This window comes from Burkholderia gladioli (assembly GCF_000959725.1).
In the GTDB taxonomy this organism is placed as follows: Bacteria; Pseudomonadota; Gammaproteobacteria; order Burkholderiales; family Burkholderiaceae; genus Burkholderia; species Burkholderia gladioli.
Map to the genome: position 1 here is coordinate 1,549,122 of NZ_CP009322.1, position 18,602 is coordinate 1,567,723.

Sequence of the window (18,602 nt, forward strand, 5' to 3'; positions counted from 1 at the left end):
CCCCATCCGCTGGCGGCCCGGCGCCGCGCCTCGACAGGAGACACCGCATGAACCAGGCCCTATCCTCATCGCTCGCCGTGATTCCGCTGTCCGCCCACATCGGCGCGGAAATCCGCGGCGTGGACCTCACCAGCCCCTTGTCGGCGGCCGAGATCGCGGGCATTCGCGAGGCGCTGCTGAAGTGGCGCGTGATCTTCTTCCGCGAACAGTTCCTGAACCACCAGCAGCACGTGGCCTTCTCGGCGCAGTTCGGCGAGCCGACCGTCGGCCACCCCGTGTTCGGCTACGTGGAAGGCCATCCGGAAATCTATTCGATCGCCAAGTTCCGCCAGGCCACACGCTACGAAGGCGCGCCGGTACGACGCCCCTGGACCGGCTGGCACACCGACGTGACGGCCGCCGTCAACCCGCCCTGGGCCTCGATCCTGCGCGGCGTGACGATCCCGCCCTACGGCGGCGACACGCAATGGACCAACCTGGTGCGCGCCTACGAGACGCTCTCGCCGCCGATCCAGCGGCTGGTGGACGGGCTGCGCGGCATCCACCGCTTCACGCCGCCGCCCGGCGCCGCCGCCACGCGCGACTATGCCGAGGCCGTCGAGCGGCGCAGCCTGGTGAGCGAGCATCCGCTGGTGCGGATCCATCCCGAGACCGGCGAACGCGCGCTCTACGTGAGCCCGAGCTTCCTGAAGTCGATCGTCGACGTCACGCCCACCGAGAGCCGCGCAATCCTCGAACTGCTGTGGGAACACGTGACGCGTCCCGAATTCACGGTGCGCTTCAAGTGGGAGCCGCGCAGCCTGGCGTTCTGGGACAACCGCTCGACCGCGCACCTGGCGCCCTCGGACATCTTCGATCTCGACTTCGACCGCCAGCTCTACCGCACCACCCTGGTGGGCGACGTGCCGGTAGGTCCGGACGGCCGCGCCTCGGTGGCGATCGAGGGTTCGCCGGTGGGCGCGGCGACCGCCACCGCGCTGAACTAAAGCGGCGCCCGGCTCAGGCCGCGCCGGTGGTTCGCGGCGCCGCCCCGGCAGGTGCTGGCGCCTCGGTCCTGGCCGGCGCGATCACGGGCGCGTGCTCGTCCATCAGCGCCGCGATCCAGTCGATGAACACGCGCAGCTTCGCGCTGACATGCCGGTTCGGCGGAAACGCCACGTAGAGCGGCATCGGATCCAGGCGCCAATCCTCGAACAGCGGCAGCAGCTCGCCATTGGCGCGCGGCGCCCGCGCCATGTAGTCGGGCAGCCACAGCACGCCGAGGCCGGCCAGGCCCGCCGCGAGGTAGGCATTGCCGTCGTCGACGGCGAGCACATGGCGGCCCTGCACGCTGATCCGCTCGTCCTCGCGCTGCATCGCATAGGGAAACACGCGCCCGGTGCGTGCCCAGCGAAAGCCGACAATGCGATGCGCGGTGTTCTCCAGCTCGCGCGGATGCGCGGGCCGCCCCGTGCGCTCCAGGTAGGCCGGCGCCGCATAAACCCCCAACTGCAGGTCGCCCACGCGACGCGCCATCAGCGACTGGTCGCTCAGCTCGCCGCCGCGCACCACGCAATCGACGTTCTCGCCGATCAGGTCGACGCGGCGGTCGCTCACGCCCATGTCGAGCTGGATATCCGGGTAGCGCGCATGGAAGGCCGGCAGCGCCGGCACCAGGATCAGGCGCGCCAGCGGGCTCGGCACGTCCACCCGCAGCCGCCCGCGCGGCAGCGCCGAGGCATCCGACAGGCTGGTCTCGGCATCGTCCATGTCGGCCAGCAGGCGCAGCGCGCGCTCGTAGAAGGCCGCGCCGTCGGCCGTCACGTTGAGCCGGCGCGTGGTGCGATTGAGCAGCTTCACGCGCAGCCGCGCCTCGAGCTGCTGCACCAGTTGCGTGACGGTGGTCTTGCTCATGTGCAGCGTCTCGGCCGCCTTGGTGAAGCTGCCCGCCTCCACCACGCGCACGAAGGCCTGCATCGCGTCGAAACGGTCCATATGGATCGGTGCTCCAGGGAATCGGGATTGTTTGGATTCTACAAAAAGTGATGGATGGGCTTGCCTGTTTATCGAGGCGCGGCGCGTGGCCAGAATCGCTGCATCTTCCATCCGGGCCGCGAGCGGCCCAATCATCCAGGAGTCGATCGATGACGCAGGCAGCAAGACAGCGCGAGGTGGTGTTCCCGCCGGGACGGCAGGCCTTGTACGAACGCAACCGCTATTCGCCTGCGGTGCGCGCCAACGGGCTGCTGTTCGTTTCCGGGCAGGTAGGCAGCCGCGAGGACGGCTCGCCCGAGCCCGAGCTGGAGGCGCAGGTGGCGCGCGCCTTCGAGAACCTGAACGCGATCCTCGCGGCGGCCGGTTGCAGCTTCGACGACGTGATCGACGTGACCGTCTTCATGGTCGATCCCGAGGTGAATTTCGAGCGGGTCTGGCAGGTGGTGCCGAAGTACTGGGGCGAGGCGCCCCATCCCAGCCTGACGGCGGTCGGCGTGACCTGGCTCTATGGCTTCCAGTTCGAGATCAAGGCCATCGCGCGCCTGCGCGACTGAGGCGTGCGAGCTCGCCCCGCCCCTCCCGGGAGACGGCTCAAGCGCGATCCGTGCTCCCCGGCAGCGAAAGCAATGAACGTCGACAGCCCGGGACCAGCGCCGGGCTGTCATTCGATCCGTATCGGTCATTCGACCGATACGCGTGGCGCGGGTCGGCGCGTAAGCTGGAGCGCTTCGATTGCTTCCCGTTCGGTATCGATGCCGTGCCGCGCGCTCCGCGACGGCACGGTCAAAACCCGCCACTCATGAATCTACTGCTGCGTTTGTGCCTCGTGTTCCTGCTGAGCCGGCGTCGTCGGCGGCTGCACATCCTCGACACCTGCGTCACGCCGTTCCGCGTGTGGCCCAACGACCTCGATGTGCTGCGCCACATGACCAATGGCCGCTACTTTGCCATTCTGGATCTGGCGCGGGTCGATCTGTTGTTGCGCTCGCGCGTCTGGCAACGCGTCAACGCGCAAAGGTGGTATCCCGTCGTCACGCTCGAAACGATACGATTTCATCGATCGCTGCATCTATGGGAGCGCTATGACGTCACGACGCGGGTGATCGGCTGGGACGAAAAACATGTGTTTCTGGAGCAGGGATTCATTCGCGGCGGAACCCAGGTCGCGATCGGCGTCGTGCGAACGCGGTTCCTGAAGCGCGGCGGGGGCACCGTGCCGACCCGGGAACTACTGGCTTGGATCGGCGTGACCCAGCCATCACCCGATCTGCCCGAATGGGTCGCGCAGTGGAACCGGGCCGAGGGCGGCGCGGCGGTGCATGAGCAATCCGTTGCGCAAACTTGAGCGCCGCGACGGCAGTCGCGCACGGGCATACCGTCAGCGGTCGCCATGGTTTTCGGCCGTGCCGGCGGTATGGCACTCGGCGTGACCGACGAGCCGATTGCCGCCCGAGCAGCGGGCCCGATATTCATCGACGAGACGAGGCTCGATTGCTTGCCGCGACTCGCGCGTCGATGATCGGCTTGCCCATCTCCCCGAACCACTCGTCACGACGACTCGGGTAACAGGTGTAGAGAAAGCGCGCCGCTTTCGAAACCGTCCCCAGGCCACTTCAGGCCGCGCCGGCCAGCTCGCCGGCGCTGGCCGCGGCACTCGCCAGCCGGCGCGCCGGGCGCTTCAAGCCCAGATGCTCGCGCAGCGTGGTGCCCGTGTAGTCGTCGCGGAACAGGCCGCGCCGGCGCAGTTCCGGCAGCACCAGCGCGATGAAGTCGTCGAGTCCGCCCGGCAGGGTCGGCGCCATCACGTTGAAGCCGTCCGCGCCGTAATGGACGAAGCGCTCCTCCAATGCGTCGGCGATCTGCTTCGGCGTGCCGATCACCTGCCAGTGACCGCGCGCGCCGGCGATGCGCAAGGCGAGCTGGCGGATCGTCAGGTTCTCGCGGCGCGCCAGCTCCAGCGTGAGCGTCTGGCGGCTCTTGCTGGCGTTGGTCTCGGGCAGCTCGGGGATCGGGCCGTCGAAGGGATGGGCCGACAGGTCGAAGCCGCCGGTCAGGCCCGAGACGAAGGCCAGCCCGACCACCGGGTCGATCAACTGTTGCAGGGCCTCGAACTTCTCGCGCGCCTCGCTCTCGTCGCGGCCGACCACCGGGAACACGCCCGGCATGATCTTCAGCTCGTCGGGCTCGCGGCCCCATTCGGCCATGCGGCCCTTCACGTCGGCATAGAAGCTCACCGCCTCGTCGAGCGTCTGCTGCGCGGTGAAGATCACCTCGGCGGTGCGCGCGGCCAGCCGCTTGCCGGCCTCGGACGAGCCGGCCTGCACCACCACCGGCTGCCCCTGCGGCGCGCGCGGGATGTTCAGCGGCCCGCGCACCTGGAAGAAGCGGCCGCGATGCTCGAGCACCTGGCGACCGGCCGGATCGAAGAAACGACCGGCCGCCTTGTCGCGCACGAAGGCGTCGTCGTCCCAGCTATCCCACAGCGCGCGCACCACGTCGGCGAATTCCTCGGCGCGATCGTAGCGCTCGGCATGCGCGTAATGTTCGTCGCGATTGAAGTTCTCGGCCTCGTGGCGGTTCGACGAAGTGACCAGGTTCCAGCCGGCCCGGCCGCCGCTCAGATGGTCGAGCGAGGCGAACTTGCGGGCGATGTGATACGGCTCGTTGAAGCTGGTCGAGGCCGTGCCGACCAGGCCGATGCGCTCGGTCACGGCGGACAGCGCCGAGAGCAGCGTGATCGGCTCGAACTGCGCGTTGTAGCTGTGCGCGGTGCGGCTCAGGTAGTCGACATCGTCGCCGCGCGTGCCCACGCCGTCGGCCAGGAATACCAGGTCGAACCTGGCCGCCTCGGCCGCCTGCGCGAGCCGCGCGTAATGGCGGAAGTCCACGCCCGCGTCGGCCTGCGTATCGGGATGCCGCCAGGCCGCGATGTGATGGCCGGTCGGATAGAGGAAGGCGCCCAGCGCCAGATGTCCGCTGCGGGATCGGGTCATGGATTCGGTCTCGATGAGATGGCGACGGCGGCGCGGGTTCGGCGCGGCGCGGCGTGCTTCAGAACACGCGGCCTTCGGTCAGGTGGGTGGTGGTGCCGTTCAGCTCGTAGTCGCCCACCACGCGCGCCTTGTGCAGCAGCGGGTTGTGGCTGAAGATCGTGCGCAGGTTGCGCCAGTGGCGATCGAGATTGTGGCGCCGCGAGGTGGCCGAGGCGCCGCCCACCTCGAACAGCCGCTCGGCCGCGTGCAGGGCCAGCTTGCTGACCACCAGCTGGGTGCGCGCGGTGGCCAGCGCGCCTTCGAGTATCAGCGCATCGGCTTCGGGCGCGCCGGCCTCGATCGCGTCGGCGGAACGATCGAGCACGCGCGCGTTCTCGCGCACCAGCGCGTCGATCGCGTGGCTGTGCGCCGTCAGCTCGCCCACCGTCTGCTGGATGAAATGGTCCTCGCGCGCCGAGGCGGCCGGGCTGTGCAGCACCGGGCGCCCGAATTCGATCACGTAGCGGCGCGCGTCGGCCGCCACGTTGCGCACGATGCCGGCCGCCACCGCCACCAGGTGCAGTTGCCGCAAGGCGCCGCCGTGGCGGCCCACCAGCGAGCCGCTGTCGCGCTCGACCACCTCGTCGGGCTCCACGCGCACCTGGTCGAGCACCAGGGTGCCGCTGGCGGTCATGCGCTGGCCCATGCCGTCCCAGTCGTCGTCGATGCGCAGGCCCTCGCGCGCCACCGGAATCACGATCGCCACGCGCGCGTCGTCCTCGCCCTGCACGTTGATGCGCGCGTAGTCGGAGAACAGCGTGCCGGTCGAATAGTATTTGCGCCCCGTGGCGAGGAAGTGGTCGCCCTCGCGCACCAGGTTGGAGGTGACTTCGCCGGGGCGCGAGGTATGGCGCTCGGTCAGCGCCCCACCGAAGATCGCGCCCGACAGCACGCGCTCGACCTGCAGGTCGTTCGAGGCCGAGCGCGGGGACAAGCGCAGCGCCTCGGTCACGTCGTAGTGCAGCCGCAGCGCGTGCGAGAGACTCGAATCGGCGGCGGCCAGCGTGGCGATCACCTCGAACAGCTCGACCAGGCTGGCGCCCAGGCCGCCGCGCGCGGTCGGGATCCGCAGCGCGCCGAGCTCGGTGCCGCGAAACTTCGCGAACCCCTCGAAGGGCAGCTCGCGATCGGCCTCGCGCTGCGCCGCGCCCTCGCCGATCTGCCTGGCCAGTTCCGGTAGCGCGGCCAGCGCGGCATCGAGACGGGAACGGGAGGCGATGGTGTGCGGGGCGTTCATGCGGGGCATCCTTGTGCGGGTTTCGTCAGGCGCGCCGCCGGGGCTTCCGGCGGCGCGCCTGACAGTATAGGAATCGCCTCGCGGGGCAGTTCGACCGATTTCAGCTAAGGATATGCGGGGCGAGGATAAGCTCGCCCCGCGTTGGCGGCGCCGGTTCGCGCGCTCGGATCAGACCCGCTCGCGTTGCAGCTCGACCACGTTCACCCCCGCGCCGAACACCTCGCGCACCAGCGGCAGCAGGTGATCGTGGTGCGTGAGGAACAGCACCTGGGTGCGCGAGGACAGCTCGCGCAAGGCTTCGAGGCCGGCCTTCGAGCGCGCGTCGTCGAAGTTGATGAAGAGATCGTCGGCCACGAAGGGCAGCGCCGCCTTGTGCTCGAGCTGCAGCTCGAGCGCGGCGATGCGCAGCGCCAGGAACAACTGGTCGCGCGTGCCTTCGCTCAGCCCGCCCACCTCGACCGAGCGACCGCTGGCGCGCCGCGCCGACAGCTCGGGCGGCTGCCGCTCGGTATCGACGGTCAGGCGCAGGAATTCGCCCAGCGTGAGGCCCGCGAAGATCTCGCCGGCGCGGCTCAGCATCGGCCCCTGCTTCTGGTCGCGATAGCGATCGATCGCCCAGCGCAGCAGGCGGCTCGCGGTGGCCGCCTCGATGTACTGCTCGGCCGTGTCGCCCATCGCGGCCAGCGCCTCCTGGCGCCGCGCCTCGGCCAGCGCCGCGCTCGACTGGCCGGCGATCGCCGCCAGCGCCTGGCGCGCCTCCAGTTCGCGGCGGGCCAGCTCACTGGCGGCGGCGTTGAGCCCGTCCTGTTCGCGCCGCGCCGCCTCCAGTTGCGCGGGCACCTCGGCCAGGTCGTGCCGGTCGATCTCGGCGGCAATCTCGTCCTGCGAGAGGCCATCGCCGTCGCGCAGCAGCGCGGCCTGCGCCGCCTCGATCTCCTCGCGCAGGCGGCGTTGCTGGTCCGAGCGCGCGGCCAGCGGCAGGGCCTCGTCGATCGTCGCGGCGCCGGCGCTGGCCAGCAGCGGCGCGATGCGCGCCTGCTCGGTGGCCAGCGTGGCCTGGGCCGCCTCGAATTCGCGAGCGGCCTGCGCGATCGCCTCGTCGGCACGCGTGATCGCCTCGGCCGTCTTGCGGGCGCCGTCGAGCCTCGCGGCCAGCGCCCGTGAAATGGCGGCGCCCTCGCCGGCCTCGCGCACGGCGGGGTCCTCGAGCGCATCGGCCAGCCGGCGCGCATCCGCGTCGCGCGCGTCCAGCTCGGCGCGCATCGCCTCGATGCGCCGCGCCGGCTCCTCGGCCGCCGCGAGCTCGGCCACCACCTCGTTGGCGAGATCGACGGCGCCTTGCGCCGCCGCGTCGGTGCTCGCCACCTCGGCCAGCCGCGCGTCGGCCAGCGCGGTGCGCCATTCGCGCAACCAGTCCTCGTGCTCGCGCTGCGCGCGCTCGACCTGCGCCGCGGCCGCCTCGCGCTGGTGCCCGGCCTCGGCCACGCGCTCGTCGTGGCCGCGCCGCTGTTCGGCGGCACGCTCGGCGGCCTGCACGAAGGCCTCGGCCGACATGATCCACTTGCCCAGCGAGTCCGCCTCGGTAGCGGGCGCCACCGACAGCAGCGCCGTGACCAGCGCCTGCTGCGCGTGGCTGCGCTCCGCGCGCGCGGCTTCCAGCTCGCGTGCCAGCGCGTCGAGCTTTTGCTGCGCGGCGAGTGCGGCATCGCGTTGCGCGAGCCAGGCGCCGATATCGTCGAGCGCGATGCCGGGCAGGCCGGCGCCGGCCGCGAGATCGGCCCAGGCCTGGCGCGTCGCGTCGAGCGAGCGCGTCGCCTCGGCCAGGTCCGCTTCGCGGCGCGCCAACTCGGCCTGCGCCGCTTCGCGCTGCTGGCGCAGCGATTGCAGTTCGGCCGCGGCCTGCACGGTATCGAGCTGCGAATCGACCAGCACGTCGGCATGCCGGATCGCGTCGTCGACCGCCGCCGCGCCGTCGGGCAAGGCCAGCGCGCCGCGCTTGACCTCGCCCCAGGCCTGGTCGCGCTGCTCGCGCGCGGCCCGCACCTCGCTGCTGGTGACGACATGATTGCCCTGCGCGAAGTGCTGCTCCTGCAGCGCGAGTTTCTCGAAGCGCTCGCGAGCCTCGCCCAGCGCGCCACGCGCCATGGCGGCGGCGCTCGCCGCCTCGCTGTCGGCCTTCTGGCAGGCGTTCAGGCGCTGTGCCGAAGGCAGGTCCAGCGTTCGCAACTGCGCGACGGGCATGCGCCAGCGGCCAAGCCGGTCGAGCGCCTCGTCGAGCGCATGTCCGGCTTCGGCCCGCGCCTGCTCCTGCGCGCGTTCCTTCGCCTCGCCGTGGCGATGGGCCTGGGCTTCGGCCAGCGCGAGGCGCAGCGCATCGGGCACGGCCTCGACCACGATCGCCTCGCGTTGCTTGCGCAGCCGATCGAGCGCGCGCTCGCGTTCGTCCAGCGCGTCGCGTGCGCCGGCCAGCGCCTGCGCCAGCCCGCCCTGGCGGCGCAGCAGATTGCTGACCGTCTTGAGCGCCAGCGCGGACGGCAGCGCAGCCCGCAAGCCCGCTTCCTCGCGCGGCCAGCCCAATTGCCCGGCCGCCGCCGCCGCCGCGTCGAGATGCTGCCGCCGCGCCGCCTCGACGCCCGGCAGCGCCTTCTCATGCGCCGCGCAACTCGCGCTCAGCGCCGCCAGCGCGTCGATCTCGGCAGCGAACTTCAGCGCCTCGGGATCGGCGACGATGGCTTCGCGCGCGGCCTGCCGCCGGGCCAGGTCCTCGCGATGGAATTCGAGGCCCTTGGCGCCGACCGCGAGTTTTTCCCGCGCCGCCAGCAAGTCGGCCGTCGCGCTGGATGGCAGCTCGACCACGCCGCCCAGCTCCGCCAGTTGCGCGGCCTTCTCGCGCCAGCCATGCAGATAAGGCGCGAGCCGGCGCACGCGTTCCAGCGTCGAGCGCAGCCGGTCCACCTGCCGGCGCCGTTCGTCGGCCCCGGCGATCTCGCGGCGTACCGCGTCGAGCGCGTCCTGGCGTTCGGTCCAGTCGCGGGTGCGCACCTGGACGGCCTTCAGTTCGCTGCTGGCCGCGGAGAAATCGGCTTCCGCCAGGGCAAAGCTCGTGCGCGTGGCGCGCGGCGCCCACAGGCCGGCACGCAGCGCCTCCAGCTCCTCGCGCACCGGGCCCAGGCTGCCGACGCCGGCCGCCGATTCGAACAGCACCTGCCCGAGCCGGTCCGAGGCGTCGAGCAGGCTGCGCCCGCCGGCCACCAGCCGCTCGTGGTCGAGCCCGAACATCTGCTCGAAGAACTCGCGCGTCGCGCCGTCGAGCACGGCGTCGAGGTGGTCGTCGGGCAGCTTGCCGTCCTCGGGCGTGCGCAGCGAAGTGCGCCCGCGCGCGCGATGGAAGGCCAGCGCGCCGCCGGCATGATCGAGCAGGCCGCCGAGCCGCAGCTCCGGCGTGTCGTGCAGGAAATCGAGCGGCGTGCGCTGCTTCATGCCGAACAGCAGCTCCGACACCGCGGTGCGCACGGTCGACTTGCCGGCCTCGTTGGGCCCGACGATCACGTGGAAATCCTGCGCGGCGGCCGGGAAACGCAGCGTGGCGTCGGTGAACTTGCCGTACTTGAACAGATCGAGTTGACGGATCCGCATCGTTCATTCCCCCCGCGCCAGACGGGCCAGCAAGGACTCGCCGACCTGGCCGACCAGCGCCGACAACTCGCCCGAGCGCGCCTTCGACAGCATCGGCACGTCCTCGCCGCGCACCTCGCTGCGTACCTTGCCGACGAAGGGTTTCAGCTCGCGATCGAGGCTCGCGAGGAAATCGGGATCGTCCACCGCCTCGGCGAGGATCCGCTTCAGGTCCTCCAGTGCCTCGAGCGCCTCGCCGTGCTCGGCCGCGGGGGGTTCGGTGCGCAGCTTGACCTTCTCCAGCCAGAGCCGTTCGTTGCCGATGATGCCGATCTGGTTCAGCACCTCGGCGCGCAGTTCGGCCGCGCGCCCGAACAACTGGCCGTGCAGCGGCGAGGCGCCGGTCACCGTCACGCGGACCGCGCGCGGCACCTCGCCGTCGCTGGCGAGCAAGGCTTCGAGCGCGCGGCCCGCCTTCTGCGCCAGCGCCTCGATGGTCTCGCAATCGCCCGCGTCCACCTCGACCGCCTCCCAACGCAACACGTCGATGAACAGTCGCTCGACCCGCGTGCGCGCGCCGTCCACCTCCACCAGCACCGCGCCGCGCCGGCCCGTCTCGCGGATATGGCGCCCTTGCAGGTTGCCGGGGAACACGATGGTCGAGGCCTCGTCCCATTGCTGGAATTCATGCACGTGGCCGAGTGCCCAGTAGTCGTAGCCCTTGGCATGCAGTTCGGCGCGCGAGCACGGCGCGTAGTTCGCGTGCGCCGCGTAACCCTCCAGCGCCGTGTGCAGCACGCCGATGTTGTAGTGGCCCGGCACCGGGTCGGGATAGGCGATCGCCAAGTTGTCGGTCACGGACTTGTCGCGAAAGCTCTGGCCGTGCAGCGCGACCTTCAGGTCGTCGAGCCGGAAGGTCGCCGCCTTGCGCGAGGGAAACACCGTCACGTTGTCGGGCAGCGTCAGCTTCCTGCTCATCTCGCTCTCGGCGTCGTGGTTGCCCCACAGCAGGTAGACGGGGATCCCGGCACCGCGCAGCCGGCCCATCTGCTGGCCGAAGAAGATGCCGGTGTTGTGGTCCTTCCAGTCGCCGTCGTACAGGTCGCCCGCGATCACGACGAAGGCCACGGCTTCCTCGATGGCGCGGTCGACCAGCGCGCGCAGCGCCTCGCGCGAGGCGTTGCGAAGCTGCGCGGCCGGCGCGTCGGGATACGCGCTCAGGCCATGCAGGGGGCTGTCCAGGTGAATATCGGCCGCGTGGATGAACTTCACGGCGAGTCCTCTCGTTCGAATCGGTGGGGGATGGCCGGGCCGCGCGCCGGCGCCTGAGGGACGGGCGCGGCGCGGGCCGGCACGGTTCCCGGATTGTAGAGGGCAATCGCGGCGGGAAGGGAAAACGCCGCGCGGGGATTAGCCGGGCGGCCGGGACGGGACCGGGTCGATCCCCGCGCGAGGACGGGGCGATGGCGGGTAGGCGGCCCGCCTATCGCACCCGAACTCGCGCGGTTTGAACGGGTCCCGCGTGCGATGCGGCGGCCCGTGCCGCGACGCTCAGCGCACCGCGGTGGCCGGGCGTGGCCGGTCCGGCGCGGCGGGCATCGTCAGCCGCGTCACCTGCAGTTGCGGGTCGGCGGCGATCTCGTGCTCGTCGAACGGCACGCGCAGCCAGCGACGCGCCGCGTAACGACGCGTGCCGTCGGCGAAATGCGGCGAGGCCGGATCGTCCGATTCCGAATGCGCGAGCAGCGTATAGGCATCGGCGCCATGCGCGTCGAAGCTCACCACCTGCAGATAGCTGTTGCCGCCGACCGTGTCGGCCGAGATCGGCGCGTTCGCCCGGCTCTCGCCGTAGTGGCAGATCGAGGCGAAATAACCGAGGCCCGAGCAGCCGCCATAGAGCGGCACCGGCACGCCGTCGCGCGTCAGGTAGAGCGTCTCGCCGCGCGTCGCGTCGAGCGCGTAGCCCGCCTCGCCGACGGCCAGGATCGCCGCGCCGAAGGCCTCGGCCACGGCCGGCTCGCCCGCGCGGATGCCGGCCGGCGTGTGCAGCGGATCGGCCGGATCGAAGGGCCTCGCATAGAGCTTGCCGGCGTCGATTTTCTGGGCACGCTCCCAGAACCGATCCCACAGATAGGCACCGCGCGCGTCACGTTCGGCCGCGCCGTTCCAGGCTCGCAGGATCCGACACGCATCGGCGGTCTCGACCGTGCGCGGCGGCGTGAAGCTCGCGCCGCTCAGCGGATCGCGCGCGACCGTGATCCGTGCCGTCGCGCAGACCTGGTCGAGCACCGGCCGCTTGAACAGCGCGGCGGCCAGCGTGTCGCCCTCTAGCGTGAAGCGGCGCACCTCGGCGGCCGTCAGCGGCTCGCGCGCGGCGCCCTGCTCCGGCGCTGCGTCCGGCGCGGCGGCCTGGCCGGCGAGCTGCAGGCCGAGCCGCGCGCGCAGGTCGAGCGGCGCGACGCCGATCCCCATCACGCGCGGAAAACCGGTCAAGGGCGCCGCCGGGTTGGCGAGCCAATAGCTGTTGTTCATGTTGGCCACGAAGTCGCGCCGGGCCAGTATGGGCATCGCCGCAGCCGGCATCGAGCCGCGCTGGACCGCGGCGGCGTCGCCGCGCCAGGCGCAGGCCGCGCGCGAGCCGTCGAGGAAGGGCACGCCCGGCAGCTTCGCGTCGACCACCTTGCCCAGCGGCGTGGTGCAGCGATCGGCCAGTTGATCGGGCACGTCCGGCACGTTGCCGACGTCGGCATACCAGACCTCGGGCTGCCGGCGCCCGACCACCAGCGTATTGACCCAGGGCATCGCGGCCGAGGTCTTCAAGGTGGCGACGAAGGCATCCAGCGAGCCCGCGCGCCCGAAATCGAGGAAGGTCTGGAAGATCCGGTGGTTGTCGCGGTTCACGTCGCGCAGCGCGAAGGCCTGCCCACGCGTCCAGCCCAGCGCCGGCGACCACGACGACAGGTCGACCACCGGCCCGTATTCAGTGGTGTAGAGCGTGCGCGTCACCCCGCCCAGCGTGCCGTCGGGCTGCCGCACCGGCACCGTCAGCGTGACGGGCCGCATCGCGACGCGCCGGCCGTCCATCAGGTACTGGGTGGGATCGTCGTCGGCGAGCCTGAGTTGGAACACGCCGAAGCGACGCGCGCTCGATACCGTGTGGGTCCAGGCCACCTCGTCGTTGAAGCCGATCATGATCACGGGCACGCCCAGGAAGGACGCGCCGCTGACATCGAGCTGGCCCGGAATCGTCAGTTGCGCCTGGTAGAAGCGGTCCGGGCCGCTCCAGAACCAATGCGGATTGCCGAACAGGATCGGCTCGCCGCCCGTCGCGTCGCGGCCGAAAGCCATGCCGTTGCTGCCGATGCCGTAATGGCCGCCGACATGCAGCTGGTTCGGGTCGAGCCCGGCCAGCGCGGGCGCGGCGGTATCGCGGGCGGCATGCGGGGCGGGTTGCAGAGCAGGCTGCGAGGCGGCCGGTGAAACGGGCTGCGGGACCGGTCGAGAGGCGGGCGGCCGCGCGCTCGGCTGCGCCGCCTGGGCGGCCGCCGGCGGATGCGCGTTGGCGATCGCCTCGACGAAGCGCGCCTCGCCGCCGGCCAGGTTGGCCGCGTTCAGGCGCCGGTAGATATCCGCATCGGTGATGTCCGCCAGCCAGGGCGCCGCGCGGCAGGCCAGGTGGCGCCCCGGCGCGCCGCCCGCGCGAAGCTCGCCGAGGTAACGGTCGTAGCCGGCCGCGAAACCGCGCACGAGCTGGCGGAACCGCTCGGGCTGGCTGTCGCGATAGCGCTCGATGCTGCCCGCCGAATCGGCCAGGCGGAAGAAGAAATCGGAATCCAGGTTGGTCGGCTCGCCCAGCGTCGAGCGTGCCGCGGGCTTGCCCTGGGCGCCGAAATAACGCGAACGCTCGCCGCGGTAGGTGACGAAGGCCTCGGCCATGGTGCAGAGGTTGTCGCTGGCCTGCGCATAGCCGTAGCCATAACCGAGCGCCTCCCAATCTCCGGCCTCGATGTGCGGGATGCCGTCGGCGGTGCGCCGGATCAGCACCGTGTCGCCGCCGGTCTCGATCCGGGCCATGCCGGCCGCCGGTGCCGAGCCGGCGCAGCCGGCAATCGCGGCCACGCCCGCGAGCCCCGCCAACAGCGACAGCGCGGCCAGGCCATGACGAAGCAGCCGGCCGGATCGGCCAATCGCGCCGCGCCGCTTCGTTGAAACTGATAGGAACATGCTGATTCAATCCGTAATGCCATGCCGCGAGCGAGCCTCGCGCGCGGCCGGTGATGTCGAATGCGAAGCGCCCGCGCTTGGCAGGCAGGCTTCGCCCTATCCCCAGTCGGACCATTGATTTGTTGTTATGAGACGCGTGCGATGACGCGATTGAACATCGGTGGCGGCTGCCGCGAATCCCGCCACGCGATGAATCGATCCGCATGATATATCGTTGCAGGCACAACGATCATCCTCGATTCCGGAATGATCCGCCCGACTCCCGCAGGATCATCCTCCCAGTTCCGGCAGGCCGCGAGCCGACCGTTCAGCCCGCGCCCTGCCGGTCCTCGTGCCCGGCCGCCCCGGCCAGCGCGGCCTCGTCGGGCGCCGGCCGCTGCTTCGGCCGGCAATCGGCGCAGTAGCCGTGCAGCACGAGATGGTGACCGGTCAGCAGGTAGCCCAGCGCATCGGCCGCGGCCTTCTCGCGGCCGTCGATCAGCGGGTCCGAGAACTCGTCCACCTTGCCGCAGCTCAGGCAGATGATGTGATCGTGGCGCTTGCCGTCGTTGAGCTCGAAGACGTGCCGGTTGCCGTCGAGCGTGCCGCTGGTCAGGATGCCCGCCTCGACGAATTGCGACAGCACGCGATACACCGTGGCGAGGCCGATGTCGATCTTCTCGGCCATCAGGTGGCGAAACACATCCTCGGCGCTGACGTGGCGCGGGCCCGCCGCCGCGAAGAACTCCAGCACCTTCACGCGCGGCAAGGTCGCCCGCAGCCCCGCTCCCTGCAATTGTTCGAGTACCGGCATCGGCATGGATGAATCGTCGAAGAGCGGACTTGCCGGGCCAGCCGCCACGCGCATCGGCGCGGCGGCTTCGGCGAAATCCGTGGTCCGGGAAAATCCGGCGCGGCCCGAAGGCACCACACCGGCACGGCTGCACGGCAAGCCCCACCGCGCATGGGTATTACGATAACCGACAAAAATGCAAATGAGAATCATTTGCACAAATCGAGACAGTTGCGCATCATATCGCGACCTTGAACAACGGAGCACTCCGACCATGACGCAAGCCAGTCCCGCCACCCTCGCCCATGCCGCCCCGGCCGGCCGCGCGCTCGTCGACATCCTGCTGTCGCGACAATCGCATTTCCAGCTCGCCGAGCCGGCACCGCGCGACGAGGAGATCGAGCTGATCTTCGACGCCGCGATGCGCGCGCCCGACCATGCGCAACTGCGCCCCTGGCGCTTCGCACTGATCCGCGACGAGGCCCGCGCCGAGCTGGCCGAGGTGCTGGTCGAGCTGGCCGCCGCGCGCGAGCCGCAACTCACGCGCGACGAACTCGAGTCGCGCGGCGACACGGCCCGCTCGACGCCGCTGATCATCGCCGTGGCAGCGGCGATCCGCGAGGACGGCGGCATCCCCGAGGTCGAGCAACTGCTCTCGACGGGCGCCGCGACGATGAACATGCTGAACACGATCCATGCGCTCGGCTACGGCGCGTTCTGGATCACCGGCGACGACAGCTACGATCCGAAGCTGCCCGCCGCGCTCGATTTCGAGCCCGGCGATCGCCTGCTCGGCTTCCTGCTGGTCGGCACGCCGGTGTCGCAGGATGCGCCGCCGCCGCGCCCCTCGCGCGCCGATCACGTGCGCGAGTGGCTCGGTCGTTCGTCGATCTGAATCTGAGGCCGATCCGGCTGGATGACCCCGGGGCCGCCCGGCGGCCCCGGGCATCGCGCCCGGCGTCAATGCGTGCGGGCGCTGTCGTGCGTGGCGGCCAGGTCCTCCAGGCGCGTGCTGCCGCGATCCTCGTAGGTGAAGGCATCGCCGCGCGCGGTCTGGATGATCTGGCCGCGCTCGATGCGGATCACGCGATCGGCCACGTGGAAGTAGCGATCGTCGTGCGAGACCACGATCAGGGTCTTGCCCTGGCGCTTCAGCTCCGGCAGGAACACGGTGTAGAACACGCGGCGGAAGGTCGGATCCTGGTCGGCCGCCCATTCGTCGAACATCATGATCGGGCGCTGCTCGAGCATCGCGTGCACCAGGGCCAGGCGCTTGCGCTGCCCGGTGGATAGATCGATGGTCGAGAACACGCCGTCCTCGATCTTCACCTTGTGCGCGATCTCCAGTTGCTCCAGATAGGCCTGCGCGCGCGCGACCAGCGCCGGATCGTGCACCACCAGGTCCTCGAACAGGTGATAGTCGGCGAACACCGCCGAATAGAGCTGCCGGTAGGCGTCCATGCGCTCGGCCGGCACCGGCTCGCCGTTGAACAGCAGCTCGCCCTGCCCGGCCTCGTAGAGCCCGAGCAGCAGCTTGATCAGGGTGGTCTTGCCGCTGCCGTTCTCGCCGATCACGAACAGCATCTCGCCGCGCTCGATGCGCAGGTCGATCGGGCCGAGGCGGAACGGCGGCTGCTCGCCCACCGCCGGGAATTCCCAGCACGCGCGGCGCAGCTCGATCTCGCGCAGTTCGGCCAGCGGCGCCGGCGCCTCGCCGTCGAGCAGGCGCGCCTCGCGGTTGGTGAACTGCTCGGTCAGCTCGGCGATCCGCTGGAACGAGATGCGCGCCTGGCTCAGCGCCGGCAGGCTGCTGGCGATGGTCTCGACCGGGCCGCGCACGTAGAGCAGCACGATCACGAAACCGCTGACCACCTCCGGCGACACGCCCAGGCGCTGCTGCAGCAGGAGCAGCACGCCGATCACGATGAAGAACAGCGTGGTGACCGAGGCGCTCGCGCCGTAATAGAGGCGCATCGCCTTGATCTTCAGGTCGGCCACCTGGTCGGCCGCGCCCGCCAGGCGCACGCCGAACACGCGCTGGCGCCGGTCGCGGTTGATGCGCAGCTCCTTGGCGCCCTCGGTGATCGCGCGGTACTGCTTCTGCAGGTCGTCCTGCGCGCCGCGCACGCCGCGGTAGTACTGCCCCCACTTGAGGCTCGCGTACTGGTTGATCAGCGCGCCGACGATGATCGCCACCAGCGCGATCAGGAACAGCACCGGCGAGAGCACCAGCATGTAGGCCACGCAGCCGGCGGCGACGGCCGCCGCGACGGCGAAGTTCGGGAAGCTGAAGGTGAAGGCGCTGACGGTCTCGACGTCGCTGTTCAGCGTCGAGAGCAGGCGGTGCGTCTTGTAGCGCTCGAGCGCGGCCACCGGGGCGCACACGATGCGCGCGGAGATGTCCTTGCGCAGCGCGGCGATGATGCGCTGGCCCGTGACGCTGTTGCCGATCCCGGCGACGGCGCTGCAGAACAGCGTGACGAGGCAGAGCGCGACGAAGGTGACGGCCGTCTTCGTGCCGATGCCCTCGGGCGCATGCAGGCTGGTATTGATCACCGACAGCAGCCAGGCGGTGCAGAGGCCGCCCACGATGCCGAGCAGGGTCGCGATCAGCGTGATCGGCAGGAACGGCCGCAGCAGTTGGATCAGCGTGCCGCCGTAGTTCGCGCGCTGGGTGTCGCGCTGGTCGCGAGTCATCCGTGTTTCCTCGAGTTCATGGTGTGTTCTGGTGATGCCTTGCGTGGGTCGGGGCCCGGCTCGGGCGAGTGCCATGGCGCGTAGCGTAACGCGATCCCGCGACCGCGCGAACCGCCGGGCTGCCCTTCCTGGGGCCGGCCGGATTGGGAAGCACGCTCGACTGCCGGCCGAATCCGCTCGTGGAATGCCCGGCCCGGGCGCACTGCCGCGATAATGATTCTTATTTGCAACTCGCGAATGATATTAGCTGGGCACCGAAATGGCAACCGCGCCGACGCGCCGCAAGCGGGTTTCCGCACCGGCCGGCGCGGCTTTCGGCGTCTTCGGGGCAGCCCGTGGCGGCCCCTGGACAGGCCGTTCGGCCGGAACTGTCCGGCCCCGTTTGTTTCGATTGTGCGCACCCAAAATACTGGATATATTCACAGCACTGTATTGATAACCAGTATCGAGGTGAGCCATGGAACATCGCGTACGACTTGTCAACGACACCGACCGTCAGGTCTTCGCCTGGCTGCGCAGCCAGGCCGGTGATATCCGCGTCGCGCGGGCGCTGCATCAGCTCGGGCGCACGCGCAAGCCCTATGTCTCGGCGCTGTGCCGCTATCTCGGGCTGCGTCCGCCGCTCACGATCCAGCGTCCGGTCCGCCGCGCCGCCGCCGATCACTCCGTCGGCGATCACTACCTCGCGCTGATCCGTCAGCATCTCGCCAGTCATGCGGCCCGCTGAGCCTTGCGCCGGCTGGCGCGTCTCCATTGCCACCACGCTGGCCTCCCGTTCGGGCGAGGCGTCGCGCCGCCGTGCCTTCACGCTCGGCGCACCGCAGCGTCATGCGCGGCACGCAACGTCCTATCGCGACTATCGCGACGCCACGCGCATCGGGGCCGAGGTGGATCTGGCGGAGCCGCTCGCCGGCGCGGCCTGAAGATGAACGGCGGGGAACGGCGGGGAACGGCCGGCATGAATGGATACGCCGGTTTCGCGCTTCGCGCGGCGGCCGGGGTTTGCGGCGCCGCTCGCGGGAACATGCCTGAATCGGGCGAGCGGCCTTGC

General features: G+C 70.7%; 14 protein-coding genes. 6 read left to right on the forward strand and 8 right to left on the reverse strand.

What is annotated here, in order from left to right:
- Positions 1–47 precede the first annotated feature (47 nt).
- The gene (locus BM43_RS07260) at positions 48–986 is read left to right on the forward strand and encodes a TauD/TfdA dioxygenase family protein (RefSeq protein WP_036056089.1); all 939 of its coding nucleotides are present in this window, start codon (positions 48–50) and stop codon (positions 984–986) included.
- 13 nt (positions 987–999) lie between these two features.
- On the opposite strand, the gene BM43_RS07265 is transcribed toward BM43_RS07260, so the two are convergent.
- On the reverse strand, positions 1,000–1,974 hold the full coding sequence (locus BM43_RS07265) for a LysR family transcriptional regulator (RefSeq protein ID WP_036056088.1): 975 nt from the start codon (positions 1,972–1,974) through the stop codon (positions 1,000–1,002).
- A gap of 149 nt (positions 1,975–2,123) precedes the next feature.
- On the opposite strand from BM43_RS07265, the gene BM43_RS07270 reads away from it, so the two are divergent.
- Positions 2,124–2,528, forward strand: a complete 405-nt coding sequence (locus BM43_RS07270; RefSeq protein ID WP_017921220.1) for a RidA family protein — start codon at positions 2,124–2,126, stop codon at positions 2,526–2,528.
- Positions 2,529–2,773: 245 nt separating this feature from the next.
- Positions 2,774–3,319 carry a thioesterase family protein gene (locus tag BM43_RS07275; protein WP_036056087.1) on the forward strand — a complete coding sequence of 182 codons (546 nt, stop codon included), beginning with the start codon at positions 2,774–2,776 and terminating at the stop codon, positions 3,317–3,319.
- A gap of 268 nt (positions 3,320–3,587) precedes the next feature.
- On the opposite strand, the gene BM43_RS07280 is transcribed toward BM43_RS07275, so the two are convergent.
- The 6 genes from BM43_RS07280 to BM43_RS07305 form a co-directional block, all read right to left on the reverse strand.
- The gene (locus BM43_RS07280) at positions 3,588–4,967 is read right to left on the reverse strand and encodes an LLM class flavin-dependent oxidoreductase (RefSeq protein ID WP_017921218.1); all 1,380 of its coding nucleotides are present in this window, start codon (positions 4,965–4,967) and stop codon (positions 3,588–3,590) included.
- A gap of 58 nt (positions 4,968–5,025) precedes the next feature.
- On the reverse strand, positions 5,026–6,243 hold the full coding sequence (locus BM43_RS07285) for an acyl-CoA dehydrogenase family protein (RefSeq protein ID WP_172535093.1): 1,218 nt from the start codon (positions 6,241–6,243) through the stop codon (positions 5,026–5,028).
- A 168-nt stretch (positions 6,244–6,411) separates the two neighbouring features.
- Positions 6,412–9,879 carry an ATP-binding protein gene (locus BM43_RS07290; protein ID WP_036056084.1) on the reverse strand — a complete coding sequence of 1,156 codons (3,468 nt, stop codon included), beginning with the start codon at positions 9,877–9,879 and terminating at the stop codon, positions 6,412–6,414.
- Positions 9,880–9,882: 3 nt separating this feature from the next.
- Positions 9,883–11,130: a metallophosphoesterase family protein gene (locus BM43_RS07295; protein ID WP_036056082.1), complete on the reverse strand. Its 1,248-nt coding sequence runs from the start codon at positions 11,128–11,130 to the stop codon at positions 9,883–9,885.
- Between the two features lie 279 nt (positions 11,131–11,409).
- Complete coding sequence (locus BM43_RS07300) at positions 11,410–14,082, reverse strand: penicillin acylase family protein (RefSeq protein ID WP_080742170.1); 2,673 nt, start codon at positions 14,080–14,082, stop codon at positions 11,410–11,412.
- Between the two features lie 307 nt (positions 14,083–14,389).
- Positions 14,390–14,881 carry a Fur family transcriptional regulator gene (locus BM43_RS07305; RefSeq protein WP_042285847.1) on the reverse strand — a complete coding sequence of 164 codons (492 nt, stop codon included), beginning with the start codon at positions 14,879–14,881 and terminating at the stop codon, positions 14,390–14,392.
- A 247-nt stretch (positions 14,882–15,128) separates the two neighbouring features.
- On the opposite strand from BM43_RS07305, the gene BM43_RS07310 reads away from it, so the two are divergent.
- Positions 15,129–15,749, forward strand: coding sequence for a nitroreductase family protein (locus BM43_RS07310; RefSeq protein ID WP_036056081.1), 621 nt, complete (start codon positions 15,129–15,131; stop codon positions 15,747–15,749).
- A 65-nt stretch (positions 15,750–15,814) separates the two neighbouring features.
- Here the strand turns inward: BM43_RS07310 and BM43_RS07315 are convergent, their stop codons facing one another.
- Positions 15,815–17,551 carry a cyclic peptide export ABC transporter gene (locus BM43_RS07315; protein WP_036056079.1) on the reverse strand — a complete coding sequence of 579 codons (1,737 nt, stop codon included), beginning with the start codon at positions 17,549–17,551 and terminating at the stop codon, positions 15,815–15,817.
- Between the two features lie 457 nt (positions 17,552–18,008).
- Here BM43_RS07315 and BM43_RS07320 point away from each other — a divergent pair, with 457 nt between their 5' ends.
- Positions 18,009–18,278, forward strand: a complete 270-nt coding sequence (locus BM43_RS07320; RefSeq protein ID WP_036056077.1) for a CppA family protein — start codon at positions 18,009–18,011, stop codon at positions 18,276–18,278.
- Positions 18,265–18,474, forward strand: coding sequence for a hypothetical protein (locus tag BM43_RS07325; protein WP_036056076.1), 210 nt, complete (start codon positions 18,265–18,267; stop codon positions 18,472–18,474). Before BM43_RS07320 ends, BM43_RS07325 begins: the two co-directional genes overlap by 14 nt.
- Positions 18,475–18,602 lie beyond the last annotated feature (128 nt).